This window comes from Bacteroides sp. L10-4 (genome assembly GCF_013373675.1).
Taxonomy (GTDB): domain Bacteria; phylum Bacteroidota; class Bacteroidia; order Bacteroidales; family Bacteroidaceae; genus Bacteroides; species Bacteroides muris.
Genome location: NZ_JABXJH010000028.1, coordinates 1 through 11884 on the forward strand (window position 1 = coordinate 1; position 11884 = coordinate 11884).

Below are 11884 nucleotides of genomic sequence, written 5' to 3' on the forward strand. Positions count from 1 at the left end.
TGGGAACAACACCGCACCTGGGTACGTTTCCATGTTCATTAACTCGATTTCCGGCAAAATCCTTGCAGATTCCGAGGATTCTGACGAAATTTGCTATGAAGTTGCGCATAAGCAGTGCAATAGTAGTTAACGGTGTGGTTACCACTAATTTAATAATAATCCGCAAATTGTGCAACTTTTTCATTTGTAAATATTTAGAATTTTAATTCAACCAACGGGTAGGTTTTGTTATACTTTGTTTGTACGCAAAGATAATGTAAACATTTAAAGAGTGGAGGAAAAATCGGGTAAAATCTTCTATGCTCATGGCTTTTTCATTTACAGGAGTTATCACTTTGCACCGTTCCGTGAGGAGTTAAAGAAATTAGAGCCGATACTATCGCGTATGTAGTCATAAAAGTATTGTTTTTTAACTCCTGTAAATGAAAAAAGCGTACTATACATACCGAATCCGGAAGCAATTGTACACGCTCTGTCACTCGGAAGCCGGACGGACAACCTCTACTTGGAGCGTGTAAACCTCTACTTGGGCATCCTGAAGTTGACAACTGAATACAGCAGGTTGACAGACTCTTGTGTCTAATTTGACAGACACTTGTGTTCAGCCCGACAGACACCGGAGTCTGTCAGACATGCCGGAGAGGGCTTTCACCGCCAGTCTCCGAAGGGAAGAGAAGTTTCACCGGAAATGCCGATGGATAGGGCGTTTCAGAAAAGGGTGAAAGATGTGGAAGCGCAATAATGCAAGTAAAATGGGCCGGTTTCAGCTACTGATTCGCATTAGTTGCTTTTCTTGCTTCTTATCATCGGGAGTCTTGGAAACAGTTTCCTGAAACGGACCAGATGACTTGTGATGTTTCCCCCTGCGATGACGAGTGTTACGGCTACGATAATCATCACCAGTCCGACGCTTTCTCTGACAGTCAAGCCTTCTCCAAAGACGGTGATTCCGAAGAAGATGGCCGTCACGGGTTCCAATGCGCCGAGAATGGCGGTCGGGGTGGAACCGATATATTGGATGGCACCGGTGGTGCAGAGGAAGGAGATGGCGGTGGGAAAGACAGCCAATGCAAGCAGATTACCCCACAGATACCACTGGTCCGGTGTGTTCAGTACTCCGGAATAGAGCAGGCGTGCCACAAAAAGCGACAGGCCGAAAAGAAGAACATAGAAGGTGACTTTAAGCGTAGCCACATTCTTCAACGATGTCTGGTTGATGCCCACGATGTATATGGCATAGGAAAGGGAAGAAGCGAAAACCAGCAGTGTACCTATCAGGCTCAGCGTGCTGCCATCCTCACTTTCATAGAGCAGTCCGATTCCTCCCAGTGCAAGCAGCATGCAGACGATAGTTTGCAGTGTCAGCTTCTCTTTGAAAACCATAGCCATAATAAGAGCTACCATGATGGGATAGACGAACAACAGGGTAGACGCTATGCCGGCTGCCATGTAGTTATAGCTCAGAAAAAGCGTCAGTGAGGAGAGGGCTACGAGCAATCCCATGATGATAAGCGGAAATGTTTCTTTCCGCTGTATCTTGAATGTTCGCCCTCTCGCTTTTATCATGATGCCCAGCAATGGGATGGCAAAAAGGTATCTGAAAAAGAGTACCGAGTCCGGATTCATGCCGGCTTTGTACAACGGGAGGGCAAACAATGGATTCATACCGTAGGAAGCTGCGGCGATGGAACCCAAAATATATCCTTTGGCTTTTGCGTTCATATCTTTATCTGTAAATTAGCGCGCAAAGGTAGATATTTACTTTGGTTTCCTTTCTCTTTTCTGTATGAAAACCGTATGAATTCTATCCTTATGCCTTCAGTGTATAGTCACCGGCTTCTTCCGTCACCGTCTTTTGCAATTCTTCGAGAGTCTTTTCTCCGTCTGAAAACTCTATGGTGGCTACCGGAGGGTCCAGGGTTACGGTGGCGTGTACGCCCTCCATACTGTTTAATGCTTTCTCTACATGCATGCGGCAATGGTTGCACATCATGCCTTCTACCTTGAATTCTTTTTTCATGATTGTTTCTGTTGGTGGTTCAACTTTTTTGTTTTCTTCTCCTTTATGTATCTTTTTCCGTTTTAGCAGCAGGCTGTTACTTACTACGCTGACACTGCTGAATGCCATAGCTGCGCCGGCTATCATCGGGTTCAGCAGAAAGCCGTTGACGGGATAGAGTATTCCGGCTGCAATGGGTACACCTATTATATTATATATAAATGCCCAGAAGAGATTCTGCCGGATGGTCCGGACTGTCAGACGGGACAGCCGGAGGGCTTCCGGTATTTTTGTCAGATCGGAGGAGATGATAGTCATTTTGGCTACGTCCATGGCGATGTCGCTGCCTCCACCCATGGCGATGCTTAAGTCGGCTTGGGCAAGGGCGGCGCTGTCGTTGATGCCGTCGCCCGCCATCGCCACTTTCCGGCCTTCTGCTTGTAACCGGCTGATAAAGGCTGCCTTGTCCTGCGGCAGTACACTCGCTTGATAATGCGCGATGCCTGCTTTGCGGGCAATTTCGCGGGCGGTGGCTTCATTGTCTCCGGTCAGCATGTGGACTTCGATGCCGGCGGCGCGCAGCTCGCTGACGGCACGGATGGAAGTTTCCTTTATCCGGTCTGTGATTCCGGCTATTGCCAGTGCGTTTTCTCCGTCGGCAAACCAGATGACGGTCTGTGCTTTCACTGTCAGCCGGGCGGCCTCTTCCTGAAGGGACTGACTGACGGCAATCCGGTTCTCTTCCAGCAGTTTCCGGTTTCCGGCGAGGTAGGTCCGGCCTTGTGCCTGTCCTTTCACGCCTTTTCCGGTGATGCTTTCAAAGTCTTGAATGTCTATGGAGGCGGACTCCTTGAGGTGGTTCACCACGGCATCTGCCAACGGATGTTCCGAGAGCTTTTCCAGACTATAGAAAATATCCGGCAGCGCATTGCCCGCAGTGGCGTCAGTATCGGGCGTCATTGCCTGCGTGTTCCATATCAGCTTGCTGACTACCGGTTTCCCTTCGGTCACTGTTCCGGTCTTGTCGAGCACCACGGTGTCTATCTTTTTGGCAATCTCCAGGCTTTCGGCATCTTTTATCAGAATGCCCCTTTCGGCTCCCTTGCCGATGCCTACCATGATGGCGGTAGGAGTAGCCAGTCCCAGTGCACACGGGCAGGCGATGATGACCACCGTGACAAATGCCAGCAATCCGTGGGTGAATCCGCCGGTTTCGTCCAGCAGCATCCATGCGATGAAGGCAAGCACTGCGATGCCTATAATGGTAGGCACGAATATCCCGGCTATCTTGTCCACCAGCTGCTGCACCGGTGCCTTGCTTCCTTGCGCGTCCTGCACCATGTGTATAATCTTTGCCAGCAATGTATCCGTGCCGATCTTCTCTGCCCGGAAGCGGAAACTACCCTTCTGGTTGATGGTCCCTGCAAAGACCTTGGCGTCTTTATGCTTGGGCACTGCTACCGGTTCACCGCTCAGCATGCTTTCGTCCACGTAGGAGGTACCTTCCGTCACGATGCCGTCCACGGCAATCCGTTCTCCGGGTTTCACCAATACGATGTCGCCGGGGCGAATCTGCTCAATAGGGATAACGCGCTCAAAGGAAGAGTGAGGGACAGCGTGTCCTTCATCTACGATGATGGTCGCAGTCTTGGATTGGAGCCCCATCAGTTTCTTGATGGCGGTTGAGGTGTTTCCTTTCGCTTTTTCTTCCAGCAGGCGGCCCAGCAGTATAAAGGCTATGATGACACTTGCCGCCTCAAAATATACATGCGGATGGATGCCTCTGGACAGCCAGAAGTTAGGGAAGAGCATGTTGAACAGACTGAACAGATAGGCAGTCCCCGTACTGATGGCTACCAGTGTGTCCATATTGGCGCTGCCATGCTGCAACTGTTTCCAGGCGCTGCTGAAGAATCCCCGTCCCAGCCAGAAGACAACGGGAGTGGACAATGCCCACATGATGGGATTGGCATAGGACATATCCATAAAGAACATACCTATGATGACAACGGGCACGGACAGGATGACGGCCCAGGCCGTACGGAATTTCAATGCATTGAATTTCTTGTTGTGGGCTTCTTCTGCCTCTTCGAGCGTGTTGGTGTCCTGGTTTATCAACAAGTCATATCCGGCGGCTTGCACGGCTTGCTGCAATACTTCGGAAGAGCAATTCCGGGGGATGTATTCTACGGTAACTGTTGCCGAAGCGTAGTTTACGGTTGCTTTTTTGACACCGGATTGCCGATTCAGTGTCTTTTCTACCCGTACTGCGCACGATGCACAACTCATTCCCAATACGGGAAATGTCTCTTGAACGATATTCTTGTCTGTCATGACAATTATGTTGTTTTGAAGTTTCGTCAATAAATTGAAGAACAAAGATACGCCAAAGAAGTTGGCGAAAGATTATGGTATTCCGGATTTAATTTATAGAATTTTGGTAGGGAACTTTATGCTGTGGGTGCTTTATACCTCGTCAAGTGACTTTCTTTTGTTTTCTTTCATCTTCTTGAAGTGGCTGGGAGTTAGCCCCGTTACATTTTTGAACTGTGAACTGAGGTAGGCGGTACTGGAGTAATTCAGTTTATCGGCAATCTCGTTCAGCGACAGTTCACCGTACACCAATAGTTCTTTGACACGCTCTATCTTTTGGGCTATGAGATACTTCTCGATGGTAGTGTTGGTTGCTTCAGAAAAAAACTTGCTCAACGTACTGTAATCCCGGTGGAATCTGGAAGCCAGATAATCGGATAGATTAACCTTCAGCTTATTGTCATGATAGTGTACCAGTTCGATAATGGCATTCTTTATCAATTCTGTCATTTGCGACTTTTTGTCGTCAATCAGTTCGAAACCGAGAGGTTCGAGCGCATCCTTTACCGTTTGGTAGACCTTGTCTGTTACTTTCTCAGGCAGTATGGCAATGCCCAGTTCTACTGATTCGGGTTGCAGACCTAAACTTTCGAGCTGGCTTTTCACTGCCATGATGCAGCGGTTGCACACCATGTTCTTGATGTGCAGCGCGTTTTCCTGATGTATGGTCATATCTATATCGGTCATAGCGCTGCAAAGATAGCGCAAACCATACTAAAATCAAAACCACTCTCTACGAAATAGGCACCCTCATTATTTCCGACACCGGCATTTGGCCATAAGTTACGGAAACTTCCAACAAACATTCCGTTCGTGCTTCCATTCTTGTATCAGCAGAATACTTACTTTGTTCTGCCATTTCCAGGTTATCCATAGATTTCTCACAACTAAGTAATGAGAAACAAGCAATTAATAGAATTAAGTTTTTCATGAGTTAGTCCTCCTTATAATTAGTGTAACCATAACCTTCTTGTTGCTTGCTTACGTGAAATTTAAGTGAGTGCCAGTTCTTCGTGTTAAAGACCCATTCCGGAAGTTCGCCGGACAGACGATTTCCCTGCAAATCGGGAGGACTGATTCTCGGTTCATCTTTCCATGCATCAAAAGACAGCTTAGTTATATTATTGTTCCAGCAACCTATATAAACTCCATATTTTAATATTTCTATCGGAAATTCTCCCGATAATTGGTTATTGTGAAAAACTATATTCTTTATTTTATCCAATTTACCTAGCGATTTGGGAATAGAACCGCTAACTTTTGTGTCGCAGATAACGAGTTTCTGCAAGTTTGCAAGATTCCCCAGTTCTTCGGGTAACGGACCATTCACGAAGTTATTTCCGATAGTAAGTTGCTCTAAATTAGTTAATTTTCCTATTTCGGGTGGAATAGGTCCACTTATCTGGTTAAATCCTATGTAAAGATAAATTAAATTCGTCAATTCACCTATCCAAGAGGGTATTTGTCCTGACAAAGTTCCACCGCCAAGTCCAAGGACTCGTAATTCTGTCAACTTTCTGAAATCATCGGGAAATTCCCCGCTAAAACTTCCATAATAGTTAAATCCAACAATACGGTATTGGTTGGTTGAAGTTTCCAAAGCTATGTCCACTCCACCCCATGTTTGAATATCTTTCAAATCCCAATCATAGCCCCAAGGTCCAATCTTTTTGTATATATTGACCATGGCCAAACTGTCAGACTCATTTAGATGAGGAGCTGTATCTTTAGGCTCTTCTAACGATGGAACATTAGAGTTGCAACTAATAGTACATGCAGCTAACATGTAGATAATGAAGAGGCGAATAACAGAGATTGTTTTCATAATATTTACTATTAAATTAACTGATTTTCAAATATACAATTTATTTTCTGAAAATGAGTATAATCTCACCACTATTTTAATGGAATTTCAAGAAAATGCGGCACAGATTGAATGTTCTCGGTATTTTCTCTTCAATAAGCTTATTACCAATGCTTTTGCTCCTAACTATGAAATGCTGTTTTTATCAGAAGAACTCTGCCATTGACCTGCGATTTGTCAATGACGGACAGTAAAAATTGTTTTAAATTATATTGAGTTTACGTTACATTAAGCCAAAACAGCCTTGTCGTTTGCTTTGATGCATGGTAATCGGTAATTTTGTGTTCAAAAAAAGATAGTGATTCTACCGAAACGCTTTCCTTATCATCCCCCGGCTCAATCCTGTCTGCACCGCTCCCCGCATCAGGAGGTAGGCGAGGAAAGCAAGCCACAGCGCATGGTTCGCCAGGACGGGACGTAGTCCATAATACAAGACGAAGAAGCTGACGGCTGCTGCGGCCATGGACAATAGCATTCCGCGCGTAGCGGTGGCGCCGATGAAGATGCCGTCCCAGATGAAAGCGGCTATACCGACGGCAGGAACGGCAAGCGCCCAGTAGAAATAGGTGTCGGCAACCGCTATCACTTCTTTGTCATCTGTCAATAGCCCGAGGAAAGCATTACCTCCCAGCGCATAGACCAGTGTAAAGAGAACTGCCATTGCCACTCCCCATCCAAAGAGATGCCGGACGGTGTCTGTAAGGGCTTCCCGGTTGCGTGCGCCTATGTATCTGCCGCTCAGGGCCTCGCCTGCGTAGGCAAAACCATCCATTACATACGAGAACAAAGTGAAGAGCTGCATCAGCAGCGTGTTGACGGCCAGAATGATTTCGCCCTGCGAAGCTCCCGCCGAAGTAAAGAACAGGGTGACGGTCACCAGGCAAAGGGTACGCAGAAAAATATCCCTGTTCACTTGGAAGAACCGGAGCATCGCCCCTTTCTCCCAGATACCTGTCCCTTCTTTCCCTTTAATTCTTAATTTATAATTCTTAATTTCCCAGTATCTCTGCAACTTTCCATAATTGCGTACCCAGAGTGCCAGCCCCATCAGGAAACCGGCATACTGGGCAATCAATGTCCCCAGGGCTACCCCTTCTACTTTCATTCCGCATAGATAGACTAGGCTGAGACTGGCAATGATATTGGCCATGTTCTGTGTGATGGCTATATACATGGGAATACGTGAATTCTGCATACCGATGAACCATCCCGTGAGTCCGTATAGTCCCAGCATGGCAGGTGCCCCCCAGATGCAGATGTGGAAATAGCGCGTTGCCATCTCCCTGACTTCGTTTGTGGGATGGATGAGAAAGAAAGCGCCTTGTCTGATAGGCGTTTGCAGCAGGATGAGGCAGAACGCCACCGCCAATCCTATGCCTACAGAACGTATCAGCAGACGTACAACTTCCGGCAAATCCCGTTTGCCGAATGCTTGCGAGGTCATTCCACTGGTACCCATGCGCAGGAAACCGAAAATCCAGTAGATGATGTTGAACAGCATTCCGCCTACGGCAATGGCGCCGATATAGGCCGGTGAGCCTAAGTGTCCGACAATGGCTACGTCAATCAGTCCAAGCAAAGGAACGGTGATGTTTGATACGATGGAAGGCAAGGCTATTTGCAGGATTTGTCTGTCTCTGGGTTTCATTGGTAACGCTTGTTTCATAAGACTGGCAAAGTTACGTAGAAAAAGAGATAAAAAGACCGAAAACAAGCCCGGAAGATGCTGAGGAAACCTAAAAAAAAGAAAATCAAAACAGTTTCTAACTATATTTTGTTGATGTTTGCAGTGAAAGTGCGTAAATTTGTAGGTGCATTTCCATGGAGATGATTCAGACTGTTAAACTATTATATACTTTAAGAATGAAATCCTTAACTTTACTTTTCTCTTTGTTTCTGATGTTGCCGTTGCCGGTTTCCGCGCAGTCGGCGGGTGAACTGTTGCAGAAGGTTTCCGAGGCGTTGTCCGGAGGCAAGGATGATTATGCCGTAAGCTTGTTCCGTCAGTCGGCAGATGCCGGTGTGGACCGTACGGAAATGTTCTATTGGACCAATGTGGACAAGAATAGTGAGGTGGCTCCCCGCTTTGCAGATGTGCTGGCTGCGCATTACAAGGAAATGCGAAATTACGATAAAGCCTATCTCTTCTATAAGGAGTTCTTGCAGCGTCATCCTAAAGATGTGCCTGCACTTGTTTCTTGTGCCGAGATGGAAATGATGCGGGGACAGGAGAAAGATGCCTTGAAAACCTATGAAAAGGTATTGATGCTGGATGCCGACAATCTCCAGGCCAATATCTTCTTGGGGAATTATTATTATCTCCAGGCCGAGAAGGACAAGAAGAAGCTTGAAGAAGACTATAAAAAGATAACTTCCCCCACAAGGATGCAGTATGCATGCTATCGCAACGGACTGTTCGACGTGTTCACCAATAGCTACGGCAAAGCTAAGGCATACCTGCAACGCGTGCTTCAAGTATTCCCCTCCATGGAAGCAGGCAATACGCTGGAAAAGATAAAGAAGATGGAGCTGGAGCTGAAATAGCTGTCCGCATCCCGACTAATAGGAAGGGGCTGTTTGTCTCTTATTTCTCTCCGGTCTCTTTTAATCTCTTCAGATATTCCGAAGGTATGCAGCCGAATTCTTCCTTGAAGCATTGCCGGAAGTAGAACGGATTGTTTATACCTACCTTGAATGCTATTTCCGAAATGTTGTATTTGCCTTCCAGCAGGTATTGCTCGGTGTGTTTCATCCTTATCTTGCGGACGTATTCGTTGGTGGAAAGTCCGGTAAGTGCTTTCATCTTGCGGTAGAGTGTGGAATTGCTCATGCACATTTTGTCCGAAAGATAGCTGATGTCTATTTTGTCTGAAGATAGCCGTTCCTCTATCGAACTGGGTGATGACGCTTCTGCCCGCGATGCTCTCAATCAGGTGCGCAGACGTGCCAAGTTGGATGACGTTACGGCAAGTGGAAAGGCATTGCAAAGTGCCATTCGCCAGGAACGCCGTTTGGAATTGGCTTTCGAGCAGAACAGGCTGTATGATATTCGTCGCTGGACTGATACAAATGGTAAAAAGATGATTAGCAATATTCTGGGACCGAACGGCTCCTTTGTAAAGTGGAACACTGAAGAGGCTACCCGTGATGCTCTTGAGTGGGAGAATCAAGGTGAAGCAAGTGACAAAGGCATCACTTTCAACGAGAACCGCGACATGGTGTTCCCCATTCCTTTGTACGAAATCACAATGTCCAACGGTTCCATTACCCAGAATCCGGGCTGGAATTAAACACATTCTGATGAAAACAGATTGTTGTAGGAACTGATTATTCAATAGGTCTTTATATTCTGTCGCGGATAGTTTGCAATGGATTATCCGCGGCAGTTTTTTTAATCCGAAACAATGTTATGAATTTGAGATGTATTTTTATTCTTCCGGCACTGCTTGCCGCAATGGCTTGCAGCGACGATTCTCCCGTTACACCGGATACTCCAGACACTTCTGATAGTCCGGACATTACGAACAGCGTAGAGAAACTGGTGAGCATCGATGCCGGACAGACTTTCCAGACAATAGCCGGCTTCGGTGCCTCGGACTGTTGGGCGCCTGCCTTTGTGGGCAAGTCATGGACTTCACACCGTGCGGGGATTACGGAACTGCTTTTTTCCTCAGAGATTGTGGGTGGCAAACCGAAAGGAATCGGCCTTTCCCAATGGCGGGTGAATCTTGGTGGCGGCAGTGCCGCGCAAGGTGAAGCCAGCGGCATCGAGGACAAAACCCGTTGTGCGGAATCCTATCTTACCGATGACTTGACGTACGACTGGACCCGTTGCGAGGGACAACGTTACTTCATGGACCGTGCCAAGGAGTTGGGATGTAACAGTTTCATTCTTTTCAGCAATACCCCTCCCGTGCAGTACACTTATAATGGAAAAGGATTTTCGGCCAGAGGGGGACTTTCCAATCTGAAACCGGAACATTATGGTGACTTTGCAGGATATATGGCCGATGTAGCGGCCCGTTATACCGCTGAAGGCTATCACATAAGCCATATTTCGCCCGTCAACGAGCCGCAGTACAACTGGGACAGCGGCCAGTAGGGCAGTGGCTGGACCAATGACGAAGTAGCTGCACTGGCACGCGGGCTGGATAGCTCGTTGGATGCCCGGAGGCTTTCCACAGACATTCTCTTGGGTGAATCCGGTGACTGGGAGTATCTTTATAAAGTGAAAGGTGGGACTGCGTACGCTGGAATTTGATGCCGACAAAGGTTTTGCCCTCAACGGCAACTGGATGAAGGTAAAAGGCGTATGCCTGCATCATGATGCATGGGACATCTGGAACTATGACGAGGGACAGAACATACGCGTGGTGTGCTATACCAATGCTCCGCAGGCGCGCTTGCTGCTCAACGGCAAGGTGGTAGGCGGGATGAAACCCTATGATGAAAAGACCGGTATTATCTATTGGGATATTCTTTTCCAGGCAGGTGAGCTTCGTGCTGAGGGCTGCGATGAGGAAGGAAATGCCTTGTCAGGCTATTCCATCCGGACATCCGGACGTCCTTATGCCATTCGTGCCACTGCAGACCGCACGATTTTATCTGGCGACCGTGCCACTGCGCATATCACCGTAGAGGTGGTTGACGAAGAAGGTACTGTTGTGAAACTTGGCGACAATGAAATTACGTGTGCAGTTGAAGGACCTGCGCGTCTGCTTGGGCTCGAAGGCTCTGACAACAGTGACATGAGTGACTATACCGATAACCGTCACCGTGTATACCACGGGCGTTTGCTGGCCTATATACAGACTACCGGAGGGGAGGGAACGGTTAAAGTAAGGTTTACTTCCCCCCTTCTGAAAGGAACCGAAGTGAAGTTTGAAGTAGGGCAGTAGTGAATAGGCTGTCGGGATATTCTTCTTTAGTTAACAGTAGCTTAATCTCCCTCTTGAAGTATGGATTGCGCAAGTAATAAAAAGGGGAACATGAAAACAGAGATTGTAGGGCGCATTAGGGAACAAAAAGCCTTGATGGAATATATGGATTCCAAGGAGTCTGAATTTATAGCTATTTATGGATGTCGTCGAGTAGGGAAAACTTTTGAGTTTGATAACCTCTACCGTGCCCTTTTTAAATATTCCGAGAAATATTGTGGAGGCGTAGCGGTCTATTCCCATATCCTTTTGAGCAGAGTCTTTTCAGACAAGATGACGGAAACTTTCCCTTTCATGCCTTGCTGCATAAAAGGAGCTTCTTGCAATGACAATGTAAAACAGAAATAGTTGTTCCCCCCGTCGCGGCTGATTATCCGGGGAGAGACGTTGGTGACGGTTCCTTGCAGGTAGCCGTATTCCTTGCTTGTATATCCTTCCAGTTCTATTTCGGCTTTCATGCCCGGATTGATTTGCGTGATGCAGGCATATGGCAGTTCTGCGGTGGCGATGGCCTGCCCATTCCGGATGCCTGTCAGTGTGATGTCCGTATCTGCCGTTTCGGGGTAGGGCACGAATGCCGCTACGGCCAGCAGCAGTGCCACGATGAGGCCGATAATGCCGATTCCGCTGCGCACTAGCATCGGGGGGACCTGCCCGATGATTCTCCGTACCTGCTCGCTTCTGAGCTCTATGTCTTTGTTCTCCATACTG

The 11884-nt window shown here is 47.4% G+C and carries 7 protein-coding genes and 5 pseudogenes; 4 read left to right on the forward strand and 8 right to left on the reverse strand.

The features are described from left to right. The 6 genes and pseudogenes from HU824_RS19745 to HU824_RS10470 all read right to left on the reverse strand — a co-directional run. Positions 1-109 (reverse strand): annotated as a pseudogene (locus tag HU824_RS19745) (IS982 family transposase); the annotation flags it as partial. Positions 110-780: 671 nt separating this feature from the next. Then, entirely contained in the window at positions 781-1722 is a 942-nt protein-coding gene (locus HU824_RS10450) for a DMT family transporter (protein ID WP_136009531.1), read from the reverse strand. An 88-nt stretch (positions 1723-1810) separates the two neighbouring features. Further along, on the reverse strand, positions 1811-4333 hold the full coding sequence (locus HU824_RS10455; RefSeq protein ID WP_176468777.1) for a heavy metal translocating P-type ATPase: 2523 nt from the start codon (positions 4331-4333) through the stop codon (positions 1811-1813). A 132-nt stretch (positions 4334-4465) separates the two neighbouring features. Beyond that, positions 4466-5059, reverse strand: a complete 594-nt coding sequence (locus HU824_RS10460; protein ID WP_246866893.1) for an AraC family transcriptional regulator — start codon at positions 5057-5059, stop codon at positions 4466-4468. Positions 5060-5306: 247 nt separating this feature from the next. Then, entirely contained in the window at positions 5307-6197 is an 891-nt protein-coding gene (locus HU824_RS10465; protein WP_176468778.1) for a leucine-rich repeat domain-containing protein, read from the reverse strand. A 343-nt stretch (positions 6198-6540) separates the two neighbouring features. After that, on the reverse strand, positions 6541-7884 hold the full coding sequence (locus HU824_RS10470) for an MATE family efflux transporter (RefSeq protein ID WP_136009533.1): 1344 nt from the start codon (positions 7882-7884) through the stop codon (positions 6541-6543). A gap of 215 nt (positions 7885-8099) precedes the next feature. On the opposite strand from HU824_RS10470, the gene HU824_RS10475 reads away from it, so the two are divergent. Continuing rightward, on the forward strand, positions 8100-8780 hold the full coding sequence (locus HU824_RS10475) for a lipopolysaccharide assembly protein LapB (protein ID WP_136009534.1): 681 nt from the start codon (positions 8100-8102) through the stop codon (positions 8778-8780). A gap of 40 nt (positions 8781-8820) precedes the next feature. On the opposite strand, the pseudogene HU824_RS10480 reads toward HU824_RS10475, so the two are convergent. Further along, positions 8821-9126 (reverse strand): annotated as a pseudogene (locus HU824_RS10480) (helix-turn-helix domain-containing protein); the annotation flags it as partial. Between the two features lies 1 nt (position 9127). Between HU824_RS10480 and HU824_RS10485 the strand changes: the two are divergent. From HU824_RS10485 to HU824_RS10495, 3 pseudogenes are all read left to right on the forward strand, one after another. After that, positions 9128-9526, forward strand: a pseudogene (locus tag HU824_RS10485) (RagB/SusD family nutrient uptake outer membrane protein); the annotation flags it as partial. Between the two features lie 119 nt (positions 9527-9645). Continuing rightward, positions 9646-10473: pseudogene (locus HU824_RS10490) on the forward strand (glycoside hydrolase); the annotation flags it as partial. Positions 10474-10561: 88 nt separating this feature from the next. Next, positions 10562-11134: pseudogene (locus HU824_RS10495) on the forward strand (DUF4982 domain-containing protein); the annotation flags it as partial. 272 nt (positions 11135-11406) lie between these two features. Here HU824_RS10495 and HU824_RS10500 read toward each other — a convergent pair. Further along, positions 11407-11880: an HlyD family efflux transporter periplasmic adaptor subunit gene (locus HU824_RS10500; RefSeq protein ID WP_136009535.1), complete on the reverse strand. Its 474-nt coding sequence runs from the start codon at positions 11878-11880 to the stop codon at positions 11407-11409. Positions 11881-11884 lie beyond the last annotated feature (4 nt).